Source organism: Cupriavidus ulmosensis, assembly GCF_977008105.1.
Genome location: NZ_CDRMWP010000001.1, coordinates 2,979,869 through 3,000,404, shown reverse-complemented (window position 1 = coordinate 3,000,404; position 20,536 = coordinate 2,979,869). Strand labels below are relative to the sequence as shown.

Below are 20,536 nucleotides of genomic sequence, written 5' to 3'. Positions count from 1 at the left end.
CGTTTTTTCCCGTTTTTCTTTAATTTGTCCCCGATTTCACGCGTGCGGCGCTGCCACAAAATCGTGTAGACTTTGCGGATGGTCCGAATCTTCCAGTCCCCCTCGACTGCCAGCCTCCTCCTGACTGCCACCAGCAGCCCGGCCGGCCTGGGTTCGCACGGCCACCCGCTTACCGCAACGACGATTAAAACCATTACCACCAAAGCGATCGGCTAGATCGTTCGTCGTGCCTGCTCGTCTTCCCCGCGCAGTCACGCCGGGCGAGGAAAGCGCGGGGAAGAAGTTCAAATCACATCCGAGGTAAGTCATGATTGTAGGTCTCGTCGGTTGGCGAGGAATGGTCGGCAGTGTCCTGATGCAACGCATGCAGGAAGAGCGCGATTTCGACCATATCGAGCCCGTTTTCTTCAGCACGTCCAACGCGGGCGGCAAGGCGCCGGCCCTGGCGAAGAACGAAACCACGCTGAAAGATGCCAACGACATCGAAGCGCTGAAGAAGTGCGACGTCGTGCTCACGGCGCAGGGCGGCGACTACACCACCGAGGTCTTCCCCAAGCTGCGCGCGGCGGGCTGGAAGGGCTACTGGATCGACGCGGCGTCCTCGCTGCGCATGAAGGACGATGCCATCATCGTGCTCGACCCGGTCAACCTCGGCGTGATCAAGGATGCGCTGTCCAAGGGCGTGAAGAATTTCATCGGCGGCAACTGCACGGTGAGCTGCATGATGATGGGCCTGGGCGGCCTGTTCCAGCACGACCTGATCGACTGGATGACCTCCATGACGTACCAGGCCGCGTCGGGCGGCGGCGCGCAGCACATGCGCGAGCTGCTGACCCAGTTCGGCACGCTCAACGCCTCGGTCAAGCCGCTGCTGGATGACCCGGCTTCGGCGATCCTCGAGATCGACCGCACCATCCTGGCGACCCAGCATGGCCTGTCGGCCGACGAAACGAAGCAATTCGGCGTGCCGCTGGCCGGCAACCTGATTCCGTGGATCGACAAGGACCTCGGCAACGGCGTGTCGCGCGAAGAGTGGAAGGGCGGCGCCGAGACCAACAAGATCCTGGGCCGCGGCGAAGGCTTCGTGGGCGCCACCGGCGCCGCGCCGATCGCCGTGGACGGCCTGTGCGTGCGCATCGGCGCGATGCGCTGCCATTCGCAGGCGCTGACCATCAAGCTGCGCCGCGACGTGCCGCTCGACGAGATCGAAGGCATGCTGGCGGCCAACAACCAGTGGGCCAAGGTGGTGCCGAACACGCGCGAGGCCAGCATGACCGACCTCACGCCGGCGGCCGTCACCGGCACGCTGACGATTCCCGTCGGCCGTCTGCGCAAGATGCAGATGGGCGGCGAGTACCTGTCGGCCTTCACCGTGGGCGACCAGCTGCTATGGGGCGCGGCCGAGCCGCTGCGCCGCATGCTGCGCATCCTGATCGAGGCCTGATCGAAGGCGCCCGCCCGGGCGGGCCGGCAGCCGCGTCCCCGGAACGGGGTTTTTCGCGGCAGCCGCGCCACTGCGCGGTTTCGTTGCTGCCAGGCAACAAAAAACTGCCGCTTTGATGACAACGCCGCGCCTGTGCGCGGCGTTGTCGCGGGCGGCTGCCTATTTCTTCCAGCGTTGGGTCACAATACAGCCGGCATATGCCAGGCTGCGGAGGCGGTTGTCCGCACGCCTGCAAGCACGCCTGCAAGTGTTGGCGCGGGGCTCAGTCGGGACGCTAACTTGCTGCGCTAAACCATTGATGTTAAGTTAATTTCACTACTAGAACACAACGGAGCACAAGGTGAGTGTGAGCCAACATCGCCGGAAAGATGCGCCTATCGCCCGCCAGCGCTGGTCAACGCTGGCCTTCACGGCACTCGGCTTGCTGCTCGCGCAGCCGGCCGCGTATGCCGCGGGGTTCGGGCAATTACGGGTACAGTCGAATCTGGGTCAGCCGCTACAGGCGGAAATCGATATCAGCGGTGTCAGCGCGGAGGAAGCGGACGGCCTTGCGGTCAAGCTCGCTTCGCCTGATGCCTATGCCAAGGCCGGCCTGACGTACCTGCCGGCGGTCAGCAGCCTGCGCCTGCAGGTCGAGCGCCGTCCCAACGGCAGCTACGTGGCGCGGGTGCGTTCCAACCAGCCGATCAGCGAGCCCTTCGTCGACATCCTCGTCGACATGACGTGGCCGAGCGGCCGGGTGTCGCGCGCGTATACGTTCCTGCTCGATCCGGCCGGGGCCAAGCCGAGCAACCAGACCTTCTCGCCCACCACGGTGGTGCAGGCCGGCACGCCCGACGAGTCGGGCGCCACCGCGCCGGCGCCCAGCGCGGCGCCCACACCCGCTCCGGTGGCGGCTGCGCCCGCCGCCACACCGGCCGCGCCGGCCGCGCGCGCGCCGGCCAGGACGCCGGCACCGCCGCCGCGCCGCGCGGCGCCGCAGGTGGCCGAGGGCGCCGCGGCTGCCGCCGGTTCGTACACCGTGCAGCGTGGCGACAATCTTTCCTCGATCGCCGGCGAGGCGCTGCAGGGCCAGGATTCGGTCTCGCTCGACCAGATGCTGGTCGCGCTCTACCGCAACAATCCCAATGCCTTCGTCGGCGGCAACATGAACCGCCTCAAGGCGGGCGTGGTGCTGAAGATGCCGAGCCAGCAGGAAGCGCAGGCGGTCGCGCCGCGCGCGGCGCGCCGCGAAGTGGTGGCGCGCACGCAGGGGTTCGAGGCCTATCGCGGCCGGCTCGCCACCGCGGCCGCCGCGCGCTCGGTGGAAGCCGAGAGCGGGCGCTCGCAGTCGGGCAACGTCACCGCGCGCGTGCAGGAGCAGGCCGCGCCGGCCGCCGGCCCGCGCGACGAGCTCAAGCTCAGCAAGCCCGAGCGCGGCGCCCAGGCGGCCGCCGCGACGGCGGAAGCCAATATCGCCAAGGAGCGCCAGCTAAAGGAAGCCGAGGCACGCCTCGCGCAGCTCGAGAAGAACGTCACCGACATGCAGCGGCTGGTCGAGCTGAAGAACGCCGAGATCGCCAAGCTGGGCCAGGCCCAGGCTGCCAAGGGCACGGCCAAGGAAGCGCCGGCCGTGGTGCCGGCGGACGCGGCCAAGGCGGACACTGCCAAGGCAGATGCGGCCAAGGCGGATGCCGCGCCCGCGCCGGCCGCCCCGGCGGTCAATGCCAGCGCGGCCGCCGCCACGGCAGCGGCCACCGCCGCCACGGCGGTTGCCACGGCGGCTTCGGCGCCCGCCGCGCCCGCCCCGGCCGCCGCCGCGAGCGGCGCCGGCGCGCAGGCCACCGCGGCTGCCGCGGCCAAGCCGGCCGCCGCCTCGGCGCCGGCGGCCAAGCGCCCGCCGCCGGTGGTGCAGCCCCAGCCCGTGGCGCAGCCGTCCTTCCTCGAGGACCTGCTGGCCAACCCGATGCTGCTGCCGGGCGGCGGCCTGCTGATCGCGCTGCTGGGCGGCTATGCCATCTACCGCCGCCGCCAGCAGCAGAAGGCCAGCGAGAGCGCCGCCTTCCAGGACAGCATCCTGTCGCAGGAAAGCACCGTCATGGCCGGCGCCCACTCGCTGTTCGGCACGGCGGGCGGGCAGAGCGTCGACACTTCGCAGCACAGCGTGTTCGGCGCGGATTTCCGCATCGGCAACAACGCCGCGGAAGCCAACGAAGTCGATCCGATCGCCGAGGCCGACGTCTATATCGCCTACGGGCGCGATGTGCAGGCCGAGGAGATCCTGCGCGAAGCCCTGGAGCAGGACCCTGAGCGCCAGGCGATCCGCCTCAAGCTCATGGAGATTTACAACAATCGTCAGGATGTGGAAGGTTTTCGCGTGATTGCAGAAGAAATGTTCGCCCAGACGGGCGGGCAGGGGGCGGAGTGGGTACAGGCGGCCGAGATGGGGCGCCGCCTGGAGCCGGACAACGCCTTGTACCTCACCGTGGCGCCGGATGTCGCGCAGAACGACACCACGACGCTGCCGGCGGACCAGTGGCGCACCCACGATCCCTCGCACGATCTGGCCGCGCCGCCGCGCGAGACGGCGCTGGGCGACCTCGGCGATCTGGCGCTGCCGCTCGACGGCTTCCCCGCGCCCGCGGCGGGCACGCCGATCACCGCGCCCGAATCGGCGGCGATGGTGTTCGGCGCCGCCGAGGAGCCCTCGGCGCTGGCCGCGCGCCTGGACGACGGCCTGGACCTGCCCGCGCATGCCCAGCCCGCCAGCCACGACGTGCCGCCGCTCGACGTGCCCACGCGCAGCCGCCCGCTGGACTTCGACATGTCGGGCATCTCGCTCGACCTGAACCCGGCGGCGCCGGCCAGCGCCAATGCGGACCATCTGTCGGCCGCGCACGACGCGCCGCCGTCCGTGCCCTCGGTGTCGCTGCCCGCGCCCACCATGCTGCGCGACGGCAAGCTGTCCGAGCCGATCGACCTGTCGCGCGTGAGCGCGGAGAGCGGGCTGGACACCGCGCGCGGCATCTCGCCGAGCACGCTGTCCGCCGATCCCGCCGATGGCGGCCGCGACATGCAGATCAAGTTCGATCTGGCGCGCGCCTACATCGAGATCGGCGACAAGGAGGGCGCGCGCGAGCTACTGCAGGAAGTGGTCGACCAGTCGCCGGAGCCCCTGCAGACCGAGGCCCGTTCCCTGCTGCGCGAGGTGGCCTGAGCAAGCCCGGCGGGCCAGGCTGTATCATGGCGGGCTGAGCGCGGGATGCGCCGGCCCGATGCGAATGCGCCGGAGCCTGGCTTCCGGCGCATTTGTTTTTGGGCGGCCGGCCCGGTCCGGGCGCCTCGCATCCGCACCCGTCCGCACCCACCGCTCCGCCCGGTTTCCGCTACATGACCCGCATCGCCCTCGGCCTCCAGTACGACGGCGCCAGCTTCTCCGGCTGGCAGTCGCAACCGCACCGCAACACCGTGCAGGACCGGCTCGAGGACGCGATCGCGCAGTTCGCCGGCACCCGCCTGCTCACCACCGTGGCCGGCCGCACCGATGCCGGCGTGCACGCGCTGGGGCAGGTCATCCATATCGATACGGAGCTGGCGCGCGAGCCGTTCTCGTGGGTGCGCGGCATCAATGCGTTCCTGCCGCCGTCCATCGCCCTGCACTGGGCGCAGCCGGTCGACGAGGGTTTTCACGCGCGTTTCCTGGCCTTCGAGCGCATGTATTACTACGCGCTCTACGTGGGGCCGCACCGCGTGCCGCTGGTGCACGGCCGGGCCGGCTACCTGATGCTGCCGCCGGGGCAGGGGCTGGACCTGGAGGCGATGCGCGCGGCCGCCGCCTGCCTGCTCGGCGAGCACGATTTCTCGGCCTTCCGCGCCGCGGAATGCCAGGCCAAGTCGCCGGTGAAGACCATGTACGACGTCACCCTCAAGGCCGACGGCAACTGGGTCTTCGTGCGCTTTCGCGCCAGCGCCTTCCTGCACCACATGGTGCGCAACCTGATGGGCTGCCTGGTGGCGGTCGGGCGCGGGCGCTATCCGCCCGCGTGGCTGGCCGAGGTGCTGGCCGGGCGCAACCGCGCCAGGGCGGCGCCCACCTTCATGCCCGACGGCCTCTACCTGGCCGCGGTGCAGTATCCTGAGCCCTACCGCCTGCCCGCCGCCGATGCGTCGGGCAGCCTGTTCCACGGAGTGTTTGCCGATGAACCCGTTGCCTGAGCCGGCCCAGCCGCACCGCACCCGCGTCAAGATCTGCGGCCTGACGCGCGAGGAGGACGTGCGCGCCGCGGTGGACGCCGGCGCCGATGCCATCGGCATGGTGTTCTACCCGGGCAGCCCGCGCTGCGTCGACGTGGCGCGCGCGGCCGCGCTGGCCGAGGCCGCCGGGCCGTTCGTCTCGGTGGTCGGGCTGTTCGTCAACGCCGACGCCGAGGAAATCGCCCACGTGGCCGAGCGGGTGCCGCTTACGCTACTCCAGTTTCATGGCGACGAGACTCCCGAGGCCTGTACCCTGGCGGCGCAGCGCTGCCGGCTGCCTTTTCTGCGCGCGGCACGCGTGCGGGCCGGCCTCGATTTGGTAGAATTCGCCAATCTGCACCACGATGCCGCTGCCTTGCTGCTCGATGCCTTCGTCGAAGGCTACGGCGGTGGCGGCCACGTCTTCGACTGGACCCTGATACCCCCCGCATGGCTTCCGCCTGTCCACAACCCGACCGCAAGCGCCGCTCCTCGGATCGTTTTGAGTGGTGGGTTGAACGCGCAAAACGTCGCTGGCGCGATTGAGCGCGTGCGGCCCTACGCTGTCGATGTAAGCAGCGGCGTGGAGGCTGCCAAGGGCGTGAAAGACCACGCCAGGATTGCCGCGTTCGTGCGCGCGGTGCGCGGCGCGGATGCCGGGTGAGTCGGGGTTTCCCGCTCGCCGGCTTTCCGCCCGCCCTGCGCCCGCCAGGCGCACGACCCCATTTCATCGGACCCGCCGCCAGTTTGGCCGGGGGTCCTGATCAAAGAGCTGACTCATGTACGACCTGCCCGATTCCCGTGGCCATTTCGGCCCCTATGGTGGTTCCTTCGTGTCCGAGACGCTGGTGCACGCGCTCGACGAGCTGCGCGAAGCCTACGCCCACTTCCAGAAGGATCCCGAGTTCGACGCGGAATACCGCCGCGAGCTGAAGCACTTCGTCGGCCGGCCTTCGCCGGTCTACCACGCGCAGCGCTGGAGCGAGACGCTCGGCGGCGCGCAGATCTACTTCAAGCGCGAGGACCTCAACCACACCGGCGCGCACAAGATCAATAACGTGATCGGCCAGGCGCTGCTGGCCAAGCGCATGGGCAAGCCGCGCGTGATCGCCGAGACCGGCGCCGGCCAGCACGGCGTGGCCACCGCCACCATCGCCGCGCGCTTCGGCATGGAGTGCGTGGTCTACATGGGCGCGGAGGACATCCGCCGCCAGGCCGCCAACGTCTACCGCATGAAGCTGCTGGGCGCCACCGTGGTGCCGGTGGAAAGCGGCTCCAAGACCCTCAAGGACGCGCTCAACGAAGCCATGCGCGACTGGGTCACCAACGTCGAGAACACCTTCTACATCATCGGCACCGTGGCCGGCCCGCATCCCTACCCGATGATGGTGCGCGACTTCCAGTGCGTGATCGGCGAGGAAGCCAAGGTGCAGATGCCCGAGCTGGCCGGGCGCCAGCCCGACGCGGTGATCGCCTGCGTGGGCGGCGGCTCCAATGCGATGGGCATCTTCTACCCGTACATCGAGCACAAGGACGTGCGCCTGATCGGCGTGGAGGCGGCCGGCGACGGCCTCGAGAGCGGCCGCCACGCCTGCTCGCTGATCGGCGGCTCGCCGGGCGTGCTGCACGGCAACCGCACCTACCTGCTGCAGGACGAGAACGGCCAGATCATCGAGACCCACTCGGTCTCGGCCGGCCTGGACTACCCGGGCGTGGGCCCCGAGCACGCCTGGCTCAAGGACATCGGCCGCGCCGAATACGTGCCCATCACCGACGAGGAAGCGCTCAAGGCCTTCCACGACTGCTGCCGCATCGAGGGCATCATCCCCGCGCTGGAGTCGAGCCACGCCATCGCCTACGCCTGCAAGCTGGCGCCGACGCTGCCCCGGGACCAGCTGCTGCTGGTGAACCTGTCCGGGCGCGGCGACAAGGACATGCACACCGTGGCCGAACGCGCGGGGCTGAAGCTCTGATGCTCGATCTCTTCACGCCGGACGCCACCGAGGGTGGCGCCGCGCCCGCAGCGAGCGCGGCGCCGCAATTGCTGCTGTACCAGGAAGACGTGCTGGCAGGCATCAAGCGCATTCCCGACGACTCGATCGACCTGATCGTGGCCGACCCGCCCTATGGCCTGGGCAAGGACTACGGCAACGATTCCGACCGCCTCTCGGGGCCGGCCTACCTGGAATGGTCGGCCGCGTGGATCGACGCCGTGGTGCCCAAGCTGGCGCCGCGCGGCTCGCTCTACCTGTTCTGCACCTGGCAGTACTCGCCCGAGCTGTTCGTCATGCTCAAGCAGCGCCTGACCATGATCAACGAGATCATCTGGGACCGGCGCGTGCCGAGCATGGGCGGCACCACGCGCAAGTTTTCCTCGGTGCACGACAACATCGGCTTCTTCGCGCGGGCGCGCGACTACTACTTCGACCTCGACCCGGTGCGCGTGCCCTACGACGCCGAGACCAAGAAAGCGCGCAGCCGTCCGCGCTTCGAGGGCAAGAAGTGGCTGGAAGTGGGCTACAACCCCAAGGACCTGTGGAGCGTGCCGCGCATCCACCGCCAGGACCCGGAGCGCGCCGCCCACCCGACCCAGAAGCCGCTCGACATCGTGCAGCGCATGGTGCTGGCGAGCTGCCCGCCCGGCGGGCTGGTGCTCGATCCCTTCACCGGCAGCGGCACCACCGCGGTGGCGTGCGCGCGGCACGGGCGGCGCTTCGTCGGCTTCGAGATGAACCCCGAGTACGCCGGCGTGGCGCGCGAGCGCGTCGCCCAGGCCATCACCGCGCCGCAGGCCGAGCCGGCCTGCCTGATCATCGCCGCTGCGAACGACGAGCCGCTGCTGCCGTCCTCGTCCACGCAGTCGCCCAACTTTGCCCAATGACCATGTCCCGGATCCAATCGACTTTCGCGGCGCTGGCCGCGCACAACAAGAAGGGCCTGATTCCGTTCATCACCGCCGGCGATCCCGAGCCCGGCCTGACCGTGGCGCTGATGCACGCGCTGGTGGCGGGCGGCGCCGACGTAATCGAGCTCGGCGTGCCGTTCTCCGACCCGATGGCCGACGGCCCGGTGATCCAGCGCGCCTCCGAGCGCGCGCTGGCGCAGGGCGTGTCGCTGACCCAGGTGCTGGCCTGGGTGGCCGAGTTCCGCCAGACCGACGACGCCACCCCGGTGGTGCTGATGGGCTACGCCAACCCGATCGAGCGCATGGGCGAGGAAACCTTCGCCCGCGCCGCGCGCGCGGCCGGCGTAGACGGCGTGCTGGTGGTGGACTATCCGCCCGAGGAATGCGAGTCCTTCGCCGCGCTGATGCGCGCCAGCGGCATCGACCCGATCTTCCTGCTGGCGCCGACCTCCACCGACGACCGCATCGCGGCGGTGGCCAAGATGGCCAGCGGCTATCTCTACTACGTCTCGCTCAAGGGCGTGACGGGCTCGGCCACGCTCGACCTCGACAGCGTGGCCGCGCGCATCCCGCTGATCAAGCGCCATGCCAACCTGCCGGTGGGCGTGGGCTTCGGCATCCGCGACGCGCAGACCGCGCGCGCGATCGGCGGCGTGGCCGACGCCGTGGTGATCGGCAGCCGCCTGGTGCAGTTGCTCGAAGATACGCCGCGCGCCCAGGCGGTAGAATCGCTGCGCGGCTTCATCGCGGACATCCGCCAGGCGCTCGACGCCTGAACGTGATCCGGGCGGCACCGCGGGGCGCTCCGGCGCGCGCGCGGTGCCGCGCCGCAACACCGAATTTGGCGGCCATGTGCCGCAACGGGCGCATGAACCCGGCGGAACGGGGACTGCGAACGGCAGGCGTGGTAAATTCGCGGCCTGACATGTTCCGCGCATGTGCCGAAAGGAGCCTTTCATGAGCTGGTTGGATAAACTCCTCCCTCCCAAGATTCAACAGACCGACCCCTCCACCCGCAAGGGCATTCCGGAAGGGCTGTGGGTCAAGTGCCCGTCGTGCGAGTCGGTCCTGTACCGCACCGACGTCGAGGCCAATCTGCACGTCTGCCCGAAGTGCGACCACCATATGCGCATCCGCGCGCGCGAGCGCCTGGACGGGCTGCTGGACGCCGAGGGCCGCTACGAGATCGGCCAGGAGATCGTGCCGGTCGACGCGCTCAAGTTCAAGGACACCAAGAAGTACCCGGACCGCATCAAGGCCGCGATGGAAGACACCGGCGAGACCGATGCGATGGTCGTGATCGGCGGCGCCATCCACACCATCCCGGTGGTGGTGAGCTGCTTCGAGTTCGAGTTCATGGGCGGCTCGATGGGCTCCGTGGTGGGCGAGCGCTTCGTGCGCGGCGCGCAGTCGGCGCTGGAGCAGAAGGTGCCGTTCATCTGCATCACCGCCACCGGCGGCGCGCGCATGCAGGAAAGCCTGCTGTCGCTGCTGCAGATGGCCAAGACCACCTCGATGCTGAACCAGCTGTCGGCCGCCAGGCTGCCGTTCATCAGCGTGCTGACCGACCCGACGATGGGCGGCGTGTCCGCCAGCTTCGCCTTCCTCGGCGACGTGGTGATCGCCGAGCCCAAGGCGCTGATCGGCTTCGCCGGCCCGCGCGTGATCGAGCAGACCGTGCGCGAGAAGCTGCCCGAAGGCTTCCAGCGCGCCGAATTCCTGCTGCAGAAGGGCGCCATCGACATGATCATCGACCGCCGCAAGATGCGCGACGAACTGGCGCAACTGCTGGCGCTGCTGCAGAAGCAGCCGGCCGACGCGGTGGCCTGAGGCCGCCTGCCGGCGTGGATGAGGGAAAGCGCGGACGCCGGTTCGCGCTTTTTCGTTTTGTGGGCGCCGGGTCCGCTGGCCTGCGGGTTTGCGCGGGCCGTTGCCGCGCGCGCGGCCGGCCCTTTGACTTGGCCGAAACGTCCCCACATACGTCCCCACATGCGCGCTCCATCGCCCACTCATTCATACGCCTCTGTTGCGCCTGTCTTGCGCCCATGCGCAAGAGCGCGGGCCAGCCGCTAAGCTACATGCAGACCGCCCGATTCCGCGCGCACGCCGGCGCGCCGGGCGGAATCCCGAACCAGACCTTACCCATCATGCCGATCTTTCCCTCGCTCCCCGAATGGCTCGCCCATCTCGAATCCGCCCATCCGGTCGGCATCGACATGGGCCTGGCGCGCATCACCCGCGTCAAGGAAGCCCTGGGGCTGCGCATCGATGCGGTGGTGTTCACCGTGGGCGGCACCAACGGCAAGGGTTCCACCTGCGCCATGCTGGAGCGCATCCTGCTGCAGGCCGGCTACAAGGTGGGCTGCCATACCTCGCCGCACCTGATCTCGTTCAACGAGCGCGCGCGCATCAACGGCGAGTTCGTCACCGACGCGCAGCTGCTGCCGCATTTCGAGGCGGTGGAGCGCGCGCGCACCAGCTTTGCCGACCCGGTCAGCCTGACCTATTTCGAATTCACCACGCTGGCCATCATCCACGCCTTCGCCGCCGCCGGGCTCGACGCCATGATCCTGGAAGTGGGCCTGGGCGGCCGGCTGGACGCGGTCAACGTGATCGATGCCGACTGCGCCATCGTGACCAGCGTGGACATCGACCACACCCACTACCTGGGCGACACGCGCGAGAAGATCGGCTACGAGAAGGCCGGCATCTTCCGCCCCGGCGTGCCCGCCATCGTGAGCGACCCGCTGCCGCCGCAGTCGGTCATCGACCACGCGCAGGCCATCGGCGCCGACCTGTGGCTGGTGGGGCGGGATTTCCAGCACCAGGCCGCCAGGGGCCAGGAGCGCCAGCAATGGGACTGGAGCGGGCGCGAGCGCAAGCTCAGCGGGCTGGGTTATCCGGCGCTGCGCGGCGCCAACCAGCTGCTCAACGCCTCGGCCGCGCTGGCGGCGCTGCAGGCCATGCGCCCGCGCCTGCCGGTGAGCGCGCAGGAAGTGCGCAACGGGCTGGCCTTCGTCGAGCTGCCGGGCCGCTTCCAGGTCATGCCGGGGCGTCCCGCGGTGATCCTCGATGTGGCGCACAACCCGCACGCGGCGGCCACGCTGGGCCAGAACCTCGAGAACATGGGCTTCTTCCGCTACACCTACGCGGTGTTCGGCGCGATGGAGGACAAGGACATCGCCGGCGTGCTGCGTCACCTGTCCGACAAGGTGGACCACTGGTGCCTGTGCGACCTGCCCACGCCGCGCGCGGCCGGCGCGGCGGACCTGCTGGAAAAGCTCGAAGAGGGCGGTTTCCGGCCCGGGCCGGATGCCACCGCGGCCTGCTTTCCCAGTCCGGAGGCGGCTTACCGGGACGCCCTCGGCAGAGCGACCGAGAATGATAGAATTCTGGTCTTCGGATCGTTCTTCACCGTGGCGGGCGTGATGGCGTATCGCGCCACCCAGGCAAATTGAGCCGTGCGGGCGCCGGGCGGGTTTCCCGGCCCGGCACCGAAGCCGCCCCCGGGGCGAGCTGCCGCGCGGACTGAGCGACATTTTCAACGGCCGGGGGTTCCGGCCGGAGCACCGAACCAATCTATGGGCCTGCTTTCGCTGTTTTCTTCCCGCAAGGGCAACGCCCCGGCACCGGAGCGCGGGCGCCGCTCGCGTTCGGACCCGGGCGCGGGCATCGCCTCGTCGCGGCGCCTGGCCGAAGAGTACGCGGACGACACGCTCGACCCCGAATTCCCGCAGAAGCAGCGGGCGCGCCGCCGCCTGATTGGCGCCGTGGTGCTGATGGTGGCCGCCATCATCGTGCTGCCGATCGTGTTCGAGACCCAGCCGCGGCCGCTGGTCGAGAATATCGCGGTGCGGGTCGACGGCGGTGCCGGCGGAGTCGGCAAGGCCAAGGCCGATGCGCGCAAGGCGGATCCGCTGCCGCCGGCGCCGCAGTCCAAGGCCGACACGCAGGGGCTGGACGCGGGCGAGGAACTGGTGGCCGATGCCGGCACCGCGAGGCCGGCCGCCGATGCGCCGGCCGCCGCCGGCAAGGCAGCCGACAAGTCCGGCGACAAGGCCGCGGACAAGGCGTCCGGCAAGGCATCCGACAAAGCGTCAGACAAGGCTTCCGACAAGCCCGCGGACAAGCCCGCCGCGCGCGCCGAGGCCAAGCCCGGCAGCGGCAAGTTCCTGGTGCTGATCGGCGCCTTCTCCTCGGAAGACAAGGCCAAGGGCTGGCTGGCCAAGCTCAAGGCCAGCAAGGTGCCGGCCTACATCGAGAAAAAAGTGCTGGCCGACGGCGAGCGCGTGCTGCTGCGGGCCGGCCCGTTCCCCGACCGCGACACGGCCGACGCCGCCGAGAAGCGCGTGCGCGACGCCGGCCTGAGCGCCAAGGTGGTCGAACAGTAACGGCGGCGGTCCCGGGAACCGGGGCCGCGCCGCGACGGCGCGCAGTCACACCAGTCACACCGTATCCGCATGCAGCCCACTTTCTTCGATTACAGCGTCGCCTTCATTCTGGTTGCCTCCGGCCTGATCGGCGTGCTGCGCGGCCTGGTGCGCGAGGTGCTCTCGCTGATCGGCTGGGTGGTGGCGTTCTGGGTGGCGTACCACTTCGCGGGCACGGCGGCGCGCTGGATACCGGAGTCGGTGCCCGGCGGCGAACTGGCCCGCAGCGCGCTCGGTTTCGGCGTGCTGTTCATCGGCACCGTGATCGCTGCCGCGCTGGCCGGCACGGTGCTGGGGCAACTGCTCGAAAGCACCGGGCTCAAGCCCGCCGACCGCGGCCTGGGGCTGGTGTTCGGCCTGCTGCGCGGCGCGCTGGTGGTGATGTTCGTGGTGACGCTGGCCGGGCTCACCAAACTGCCTGAAGAGGCATTCTGGCGCGATGCGCTGTCCCGGCCCTACGTGATGCAGGCGATGGAGTCGCTGCGGCCGTGGCTGCCGCCGGAAGTCGCCAGGTACGTCAAGACATGAGGCCGGGCAGATCCCCCGGCCGGTAATACGCGGGCCCAGTCCTACAGGGCAGGGCCGTGCCCCCGATTCAAACGCCTTTCCTGGGAGCTTGGCATGTGCGGTATCGTCGGTGTGGTTTCCTCCACGCCCGTCAACCAATTGATTTACGACAGCCTGCTGCTGTTGCAACATCGCGGACAGGATGCAGCCGGCATCGCTACCGCGAACGGCAGCACCTTCCACATGCACAAGGCCAACGGCCTGGTGCGAGACGTGTTTCGCACGCGCAACATGCGCGGCCTGCCCGGCGCCGCCGGCATCGGCCAGGTGCGTTACCCCACTGCCGGCTCGGCTTCCAGCGAGGAAGAAGCCCAGCCGTTCTACGTCAACGCGCCCTATGGCGTGATCCTGGCCCACAACGGCAACCTGACCAACTGGAAACAGTTGCATGAGGAGCTGTTCAGCCGCGACCGCCGCCACATCAACACGCATTCCGACACCGAGGTGCTGCTCAACGTGCTGGCCGACGAGCTGCAGCGCGCCAGCAGCGGCCTCGCGCTGGACCCGGCCACCATCTTCAGGGCCGTGGCCGGCATGCACCGCCGCGTGCGCGGCTCGTATGCCATCGCCGCGCAGATCGCCGGCTACGGCATGCTGGCGGTGCGCGACCCGTTCGGCATCCGTCCGCTGTGCCTGGGCAGCGTGGAAACGCCGACCGGCAAGGAATGGATGGTCGCCTCGGAATCGGTGGCGCTCGAAGGCATCGGCTACAAGCTCGAGCGCGACGTGGCGCCCGGCGAGGCCATCTTCATCGACCTCGACGGCAAGCTCTACACCCAGCAGTGCGCCGACAACCCGGTGCTCACGCCGTGCATCTTCGAGTACGTCTACCTGGCGCGCCCGGATTCGTGCATCGACGGCGTGCCGGTGTACGACGCGCGCCTGCGCATGGGCGACTACCTCGCCGAGAAGATCCGCAGCGAAATCTCCGGCGGCGACATCGACGTGGTGATGCCGATTCCCGACTCCAGCCGCCCGGCCGCCATGCAGGTGGCCAACCGGCTGGGCGTGGGCTACCGCGAGGGGTTCTTCAAGAACCGCTACGTGGGCCGCACCTTCATCATGCCGGGCCAGGCCGTGCGCAAGAAGTCGGTGCGCCAGAAGCTCAACGCGATGGGCGTGGAGTTCAAGGGCAAGAACGTGCTGATCGTGGACGACTCGATCGTGCGCGGCACCACCTCGTTCGAGATCGTGCAGATGGCGCGCGACGCCGGCGCCAACAAGGTGATCTTCGCCTCGGCCGCGCCGCCGGTGAAATTCCCCAACGTCTACGGCATCGACATGCCCACGCGCAGCGAGCTGGTCGCCCACGGCCGCACGCACGAGGAAATCGCCCGCATCATCGGCGCCGACAAGCTGGTGTACCAGGACGTGGATGCGATGAAGCAGGCCGTGCGCGACATCAACCCCGCGCTCAAGGACTTCGACGCATCGTGCTTCGACGGCCGCTACATCACCGGCGACATCGACGAAGCCTACCTGGAGCGCCTGGAAACGGCGCGCAGCCAGGCCGACCGCGACGGCACCAGCGGCGACACGGAACGCTCGCAGCTGCACCTGCAGCGCTCGGGCGGCAACGAGTAAAGCCCGGCGGCCCGCGCGCGGGCCCGCGCCGCGCAGTTGACGCAGACGGGGCCCGGCCGTAACATGGCCGGGCGTCGATTTGATTGTCAGCTTGCGGACGCGGGTCCTGCCGGGGCGCGATGTGGCGTGATGCCCCCGGACAGGAAATGACCCGATACAGGGAAATGCCCGAAACAGCTAAAGCGGAAGGCCGGTTCCCGGTCGTGCGCGGCAACGGCACGAAGGCGAACCGGCAGTCCCGCCGCGGCGCGGAGCTTCGGGGCGCCTCGGCGCGCTTCGGAACCTTTCCCTCCCCCAGACACAAGCAGCCCGTCGATTCGGCCAGCCAGGCCAGCGGATCGCACGGGCTTTTTTGTTGCCGCGCGTCCCGGCCCGGCCGGCGCGCGCACGACATTCAACGCTCATCACCGATAACCGCGCGGGTATCACCGCCTCCCCATCATGAATGAACCGCTTCCTCTCGACTCCCTTGGCATCGATACGCTCGGCGTGCGCGCCGGCACCATGCGCAGCGAGTTCATGGAGCACTCGGAGGCGATGTACCTGACCTCCAGCTTCTGCTTCAACAGCGCCGCCGAGGCTGCCGAGCGCTTCGCCAATTCGGAAACCGGCTTTACCTATTCGCGCTTCACCAATCCCACCGTGGCGATGTTCCAGGCGCGCCTGGCCGCGCTGGAAGGCGCCGAGGCCTGCATGGCCACGGCATCGGGCATGAGCGCGATCATGTCGATCGTGATGTCGTCGATGCAGGCCGGCGACCACCTGGTCAGCTCGCGCGCCATCTTCGGCTCGACCATGACGCTGTTCTCGAACATCTTCGCCAAGTTCGGCGTCGAGACCACCTTCGTCGACGGCACCGACCTCGCCGCGTGGCGCGCCGCGGTCAGGCCCAACACCAGGCTGTTCTTCCTCGAGACGCCGTCCAACCCGCTCACCGAGGTGGCCGACATCGCCGCGGTGGCGGACATCGCCCACAATGCCGGCGCGCTGCTGGTGGTGGACAACTGCTTCTGTTCGCCGGCGCTGCAGCAGCCGATGAAGTTCGGCGCCGACATCGTGGTCCATTCGGCCACCAAGCACATCGACGGGCAGGGCCGCGTGCTCGGCGGCGCGGTGCTGGGCACGCACGACTTCATCATGGGCAAGGTCTTCCCGTTCGTGCGCACCGCGGGCCCGACGCTGTCGGCCTTCAATGCGTGGGTGCTGCTCAAGGGCATGGAAACGCTGGCGATCCGCATGGAGCGCCACAGCCAGAGCGCGCTGGCGCTGGCGGAGTTCCTGGAGTCGCACCCGGCGGTCGCGCGCGTCTATCACCCGGCGCTGAAGTCGCACCCGCAATTCGACGTGGCCGCCCGCCAGCAGAGCGGCGGCGGCGCCATCGTCTCGTTCGAGCTCAAGGGCGACACGCCCGAGCAGCAGCGCGCCAACGCCTGGCGCGTGATCGACAGCACCCGCGTGTGCTCGATCACCGGCAACCTCGGCGACACGCGCACCACGCTCACGCATCCGTACACCACCACGCATGCGCGCGTCAGCGCCGAAGCCAAGGCTGCGGCCGGCATCGGCGAGGGCCTGATCCGCATGGCGGTGGGGCTGGAATCGGTGGCCGACCTGAAGGCCGACCTGCTGCGCGGCCTGCAGGGCTGACGGCGGGGCAGACTGCGGCGCCGGCAGCTCAGTCGCTGCCGGCCACGGCCTTCACGCCGGCCTTGGTGACGTCGTAGGTCGCCTCGACCGCGGTCGAGGTCACGCTGACGGCGGCCGAGCCGACCGTGGCCGCGGTGGACACCGCGGCGCTGCCCACCGCCACCGTGGCACCGACCACGCTGCACGCGCCCAGCAGGGCGACGGCGGCAAGCGCGGCCGGCAGCGCGGCGCGGCGGGTCCAGCGGCCCGGCCCGGCGCCATCCTTCTTCGCGCGGCCGCTCATCGCAGCAGCCTGCGGCGCAGCAGCACCAGCGCCAGCACCAGCGCCGCCGCCGCGTAGGCGCCCAGCACCAGCGCGTGCAGCGCCAGGTCGTCGATCGGGCGTCCCAGCATGATGGGGCGGATCAGCGCCACCGCGTGCGCCAGCGGCAGGACCTGCGTGGCGGCCTGCGCGCCCGCGGGCAGTTGCTCGAGCGGGAAGAACACGCCGGACAGCAGCAGCATCGGCGTCATCACCAGGGTCTGGTAGAACATGAAGAAGTCGTAGCTCGGCGCCAGCGCCGTGACGATCATCGCCAGGCTGGCGAAGGCGATGCCCGCCAGCACGATCACCGGCAGCGCCAGCAGCGCGCCCGGCATGTGCGCGTAACCGAGCGCGCCCGCCACCAGCATGATGGCCAGGCCCGACAGCACCGCCTTGCTGGCGGCCCACATGATCTCGCCCAGCACCACGTCGCCCAGCGTCAGCGGCGCGTGCATGATGGCCTCCCAGGTGCGCTGCACGTGCATGCGCGAGAAGGCCGAGTACATCGACTCGAAGCTGGCCGACATCATCACGCTCGAGGCCGTGGTGCCGGCCGCGAGGAAGGCGATGTAGGGCACGCCGTGGACCTGGCCGACCAGCAGGCCGAGGCCCAGGCCCAGGCCGAACAGGTAGATCATCGGATCGGCCAGGTTGCCGATCATCGACGGGATCGCCAGTTTCTTCCACACCATGAAGTTGCGGTACCAGACCAGGGTCCAGTTGCGCGCGTTCAGGGGCAGCAGCGGCTGCGGGTAATGCCGCGCCGGCGCCGCCGCGCGCGGTGGCGCGGTGGCGGCCGGCGTGCCGGCGGGGCGGGGATCTTGTTCGCTCATGTTCAATGGTTCGGTCCGTTGTGGTCCGCTGCCGGCGGTGCGCCGGCGCGGCGAGCCTCAGTCGCGCATCTCGCGCCCGGTCAGCTTGAGGAAGACGTCTTCGAGGTTGGCGGGCCGGTGCAGGTAGCGCACGCCGGCGCGGCCGTGCAGCGCGGCCAGCAGCGGCGCCGGCTCCTTCACGTAGCAGAACAGCGTCTCGCCGCTGACCTCGGTGCGCGCGGCCAGCGGCTGCAGCTCGCCGCGCAGCGGCTCCAGGTTGTCGCCATAGACTTCCACCACGTCGCAGCCGATCTGGCTGTCGATCAGCTCATGCGGCTTGCCTTCGGCGATCTTGCTGCCGCCGTCGATCACGCACAGGTAGTTGCACAGGCGCTCGGCCTCCTCCATGAAGTGGGTGGTCAGCAGGATGGTCTTGCCGCCGGCCAGCAGCGACTTCAGCCGCTCCCAGATCAGGTGGCGCGCCTGCGGGTCGAGGCCGGTGGTGGGCTCGTCCATGACCAGCAGGTCGGGATCGTTGATGAGCGCGCGCGCCACCGTCAGGCGCCGCCGCATGCCGCCCGACAGGTCGCGCACCTGCGCGCCGGCGCGGCTCTCGAGACGGGCGAATTCCAGCAGCGCCGGCACGCGCCGCTCGATCTCGGCGCGCGCCAGGCCGAAGTAGCGGCCGAAGATGCGCAGGTTCTCGACCACGGTGAAATCGGGGTCGAGGTTGTCGAACTGCGGCACCACGCCCACGCGCATGCGGGCCTGCGGCGCGCGCTGCGGGATCGGCTCGCCGCACAGCGTGAGCGAGCCCGAGGCGGGCGTGGTCAGGCCCAGCAGCAGGCGCAGCGTGGTGGTCTTGCCGGCGCCGTTCGGCCCCAGCAGGCCGAAGCACTGGCCGCGCTGCACGCTCAGGCTCAGGTCGTTCACCACCACGGTGTCGCCGTATTGCTTGCTGACGTTGCGGAGTTCCAGGATAGCAGTCAAGGCAGGAGCCGGATCGGGGCGCGCCACGGGCGCAATCCCGCCATTATGCCGGCAAGGCGGCGGATGTCTCGTGGCGCGGCGCAGCAAGGAACGCCGGAACCGGTTATCTTGCTGGTTCGCGCCAGGCGCGCCACGGCGGGCGCCGGGCAGAAGAACAAGCCGCGTACCAACGCGAGAACGACAAGGAGACCGATCGATGAGCGCAGAGGATGTACTGGCCCGGTGGCAGGAAGACGAACGGCGCGCGCGCGCCAGCTTGCGCGAGCCCGGCGTGGCGACCACGGCGCAGCTGGCCGAGCGCGCGGGCCTGCAGTTTTTCGAGGACATGATGGCCGGCAAGCTGCCCGGCGCGCCCATCGGGCAACTGATGGACTTCGTGCCGGTGGAGTTCGCCTCCGGCCGCTTCGTGTTCCAGGGCACGCCCGGGCCGCAGCACTACAACCCGATCGGCACCGTGCACGGCGGCTACGCCGCCACGCTGCTCGACTCCTGCGTGGGCTGCGCCGTGCACACCATGCTGCCGGCGGGCAAGGGCTACACCACGCTCGAGCTCAAGGTGAACTACGTGCGCCCGCTGACCACGCGTACCGGTCCCATCCGCGCCGAGGGCAAGGTGATCAGCCTGACCACGCAGATCGGCATCGCCGAGGGCCGCATCGTCGACGCGCAGGGCAAGCTGTACGCATTCGCCACCACCACCTGCCTCGTTTTCCCGATGCCGGCCGCCTGAACCTGTACGGGGCGCTTTCCGTGTCGTTCCAACACTGGCTGGCAAGCCGCGCGGACGGCGGGCGAGCGCTACCTGGAATATGGGGAAAGGGGTGTCGCGCGCCGGACGAACGGGCGAGCGCATGCAAGACGCCAGCCGCGCATCGATTCTTGCGGGCTGGGCGGAGCAGGGAAGGAATAGGTGGTGAGCGGTAGTCCGGCCCCGGAAGGCAGGACTACCGTCGGTGCCGCGCAAATGCAAAATCCGCCAGGTGATGCCTGGCGGATTCATGCGGCCCGGATATGTCTATACGGGCCTCGAGGCCTGCGCGGCCCGCGGCAACTCGCGCCGGAGCGCGCTCGCCGCCTGCACTGCCGGAATCAGTACAGCTTCTTCGGCAGCATTTGCATGCGCAGACGCTTGCGAAGGCGCGATTCCGCTGCCTTCTTCTTGCGCTTGCGCTCGGTCGTGGGCTTCTCGTAAGCGGTACGGCTCTTGAGTTCAACGATCAGGCCGGTCTGGAGGATGGCCCTACGGAAACGCCGCATTGCAACTTCAACGGGCTCACCGGGTTTCAAGACGATCTTAGTCAATTCTGTCCTTTAGCATTGCCGCGCGAAGCGGCGGGTTCAAACGGGGGAAACATTGGCCGCTTCAGGGCCTTTCTTGCCCTGTTGCGACTGGTATTGCACTCGCTGGTTATCTTGCAGCGGAGCACCCCCGCGAACCTGAGAGATGTGGACGAACAAGTCCTTGCCACCGGCGTCGGGGGTAATGAAGCCAAAACCCTTCTGGGCGTTGAAGAACTTGACGGTACCAGTTTCCATGAAGATTCCTCTTTTGAGCGCACAGAATGCGCCCACTTGCTTTTACATGTTTACGTAAACGCTGTCAAGGAAAGTCGCTGAAAACGCTTCACATATTCACGCCAG

General features: G+C 69.3%; 20 protein-coding genes. 14 read left to right on the top strand and 6 right to left on the bottom strand.

Features of this window, described 5'->3' with window-relative positions:
- Positions 1-36: 36 nt before the first annotated feature.
- Positions 37-309: a hypothetical protein gene (locus tag ACWTPI_RS13830; RefSeq protein ID WP_454731909.1), complete on the bottom strand. Its 273-nt coding sequence runs from the start codon at positions 307-309 to the stop codon at positions 37-39.
- Here ACWTPI_RS13830 and asd point away from each other — a divergent pair.
- The 13 genes from asd (at position 308) to ACWTPI_RS13765 (ending at position 16,789) form a co-directional block, all read left to right on the top strand.
- A complete protein-coding gene (gene asd / locus ACWTPI_RS13825) occupies positions 308-1,444 on the top strand; it encodes an aspartate-semialdehyde dehydrogenase (RefSeq protein ID WP_454731908.1) in 1,137 nt (378 codons plus the stop codon). The two genes, ACWTPI_RS13830 and asd, sit on opposite strands and share 2 nt — an antisense overlap.
- Before the next feature lie 340 nt (positions 1,445-1,784).
- A complete protein-coding gene (locus tag ACWTPI_RS13820) occupies positions 1,785-4,640 on the top strand; it encodes a FimV/HubP family polar landmark protein (protein ID WP_454731907.1) in 2,856 nt (951 codons plus the stop codon).
- A 173-nt stretch (positions 4,641-4,813) separates the two neighbouring features.
- A complete protein-coding gene (truA, locus tag ACWTPI_RS13815; RefSeq protein ID WP_020423995.1) occupies positions 4,814-5,638 on the top strand; it encodes a tRNA pseudouridine(38-40) synthase TruA in 825 nt (274 codons plus the stop codon).
- Positions 5,622-6,320, top strand: coding sequence for a phosphoribosylanthranilate isomerase (locus tag ACWTPI_RS13810; protein WP_454731906.1), 699 nt, complete (start codon positions 5,622-5,624; stop codon positions 6,318-6,320). Before truA ends, ACWTPI_RS13810 begins: the two co-directional genes overlap by 17 nt.
- Before the next feature lie 115 nt (positions 6,321-6,435).
- On the top strand, positions 6,436-7,629 hold the full coding sequence (gene trpB / locus ACWTPI_RS13805; RefSeq protein ID WP_020206426.1) for a tryptophan synthase subunit beta: 1,194 nt from the start codon (positions 6,436-6,438) through the stop codon (positions 7,627-7,629).
- Positions 7,629-8,537 (top strand): DNA-methyltransferase, encoded by a 909-nt coding sequence (locus ACWTPI_RS13800; protein ID WP_454731905.1) that lies wholly within the window; start codon positions 7,629-7,631, stop codon positions 8,535-8,537. Before trpB ends, ACWTPI_RS13800 begins: the two co-directional genes overlap by 1 nt.
- A 2-nt stretch (positions 8,538-8,539) precedes the next feature.
- Complete coding sequence (trpA, locus tag ACWTPI_RS13795) at positions 8,540-9,337, top strand: tryptophan synthase subunit alpha (RefSeq protein ID WP_029044329.1); 798 nt, start codon at positions 8,540-8,542, stop codon at positions 9,335-9,337.
- Between the two features lie 181 nt (positions 9,338-9,518).
- Entirely contained in the window at positions 9,519-10,391 is an 873-nt protein-coding gene (gene accD, locus ACWTPI_RS13790) for an acetyl-CoA carboxylase, carboxyltransferase subunit beta (protein ID WP_020206429.1), read from the top strand.
- Positions 10,392-10,708: 317 nt separating this feature from the next.
- Positions 10,709-12,019, top strand: a complete 1,311-nt coding sequence (folC, locus tag ACWTPI_RS13785; RefSeq protein ID WP_454732479.1) for a bifunctional tetrahydrofolate synthase/dihydrofolate synthase — start codon at positions 10,709-10,711, stop codon at positions 12,017-12,019.
- Between the two features lie 123 nt (positions 12,020-12,142).
- Positions 12,143-12,952, top strand: coding sequence for an SPOR domain-containing protein (locus ACWTPI_RS13780; protein WP_020206431.1), 810 nt, complete (start codon positions 12,143-12,145; stop codon positions 12,950-12,952).
- Between the two features lie 69 nt (positions 12,953-13,021).
- The gene (locus ACWTPI_RS13775) at positions 13,022-13,519 is read left to right on the top strand and encodes a CvpA family protein (RefSeq protein ID WP_020206432.1); all 498 of its coding nucleotides are present in this window, start codon (positions 13,022-13,024) and stop codon (positions 13,517-13,519) included.
- A 93-nt stretch (positions 13,520-13,612) separates the two neighbouring features.
- Positions 13,613-15,142 (top strand): amidophosphoribosyltransferase, encoded by a 1,530-nt coding sequence (gene purF / locus ACWTPI_RS13770; RefSeq protein WP_059411355.1) that lies wholly within the window; start codon positions 13,613-13,615, stop codon positions 15,140-15,142.
- 441 nt (positions 15,143-15,583) lie between these two features.
- Positions 15,584-16,789: an O-succinylhomoserine sulfhydrylase gene (locus ACWTPI_RS13765; protein WP_454731904.1), complete on the top strand. Its 1,206-nt coding sequence runs from the start codon at positions 15,584-15,586 to the stop codon at positions 16,787-16,789.
- 28 nt (positions 16,790-16,817) lie between these two features.
- Here the strand turns inward: ACWTPI_RS13765 and ACWTPI_RS13760 are convergent, their stop codons facing one another.
- From ACWTPI_RS13760 to nodI, 3 genes are read right to left on the bottom strand one after another with little or no spacing between them, the layout of a single operon-like run.
- Positions 16,818-17,072: a hypothetical protein gene (locus ACWTPI_RS13760; protein ID WP_020206435.1), complete on the bottom strand. Its 255-nt coding sequence runs from the start codon at positions 17,070-17,072 to the stop codon at positions 16,818-16,820.
- Complete coding sequence (locus tag ACWTPI_RS13755) at positions 17,069-17,926, bottom strand: ABC transporter permease (protein ID WP_020206436.1); 858 nt, start codon at positions 17,924-17,926, stop codon at positions 17,069-17,071. Before ACWTPI_RS13755 ends, ACWTPI_RS13760 begins: the two co-directional genes overlap by 4 nt.
- A 57-nt stretch (positions 17,927-17,983) precedes the next feature.
- Positions 17,984-18,922, bottom strand: coding sequence for a nodulation factor ABC transporter ATP-binding protein NodI (nodI, locus tag ACWTPI_RS13750; RefSeq protein WP_029044330.1), 939 nt, complete (start codon positions 18,920-18,922; stop codon positions 17,984-17,986).
- 169 nt (positions 18,923-19,091) lie between these two features.
- On the opposite strand from nodI, the gene ACWTPI_RS13745 reads away from it, so the two are divergent.
- A complete protein-coding gene (locus ACWTPI_RS13745; protein ID WP_020206438.1) occupies positions 19,092-19,625 on the top strand; it encodes a PaaI family thioesterase in 534 nt (177 codons plus the stop codon).
- 359 nt (positions 19,626-19,984) lie between these two features.
- Here the strand turns inward: ACWTPI_RS13745 and rpsU are convergent, their stop codons facing one another.
- Together rpsU and ACWTPI_RS13735 are read right to left on the bottom strand one after the other, a co-directional pair.
- Positions 19,985-20,197, bottom strand: coding sequence for a 30S ribosomal protein S21 (gene rpsU, locus ACWTPI_RS13740; RefSeq protein WP_029044331.1), 213 nt, complete (start codon positions 20,195-20,197; stop codon positions 19,985-19,987).
- 36 nt (positions 20,198-20,233) lie between these two features.
- On the bottom strand, positions 20,234-20,431 hold the full coding sequence (locus ACWTPI_RS13735) for a cold-shock protein (RefSeq protein WP_006158572.1): 198 nt from the start codon (positions 20,429-20,431) through the stop codon (positions 20,234-20,236).
- Positions 20,432-20,536 lie beyond the last annotated feature (105 nt).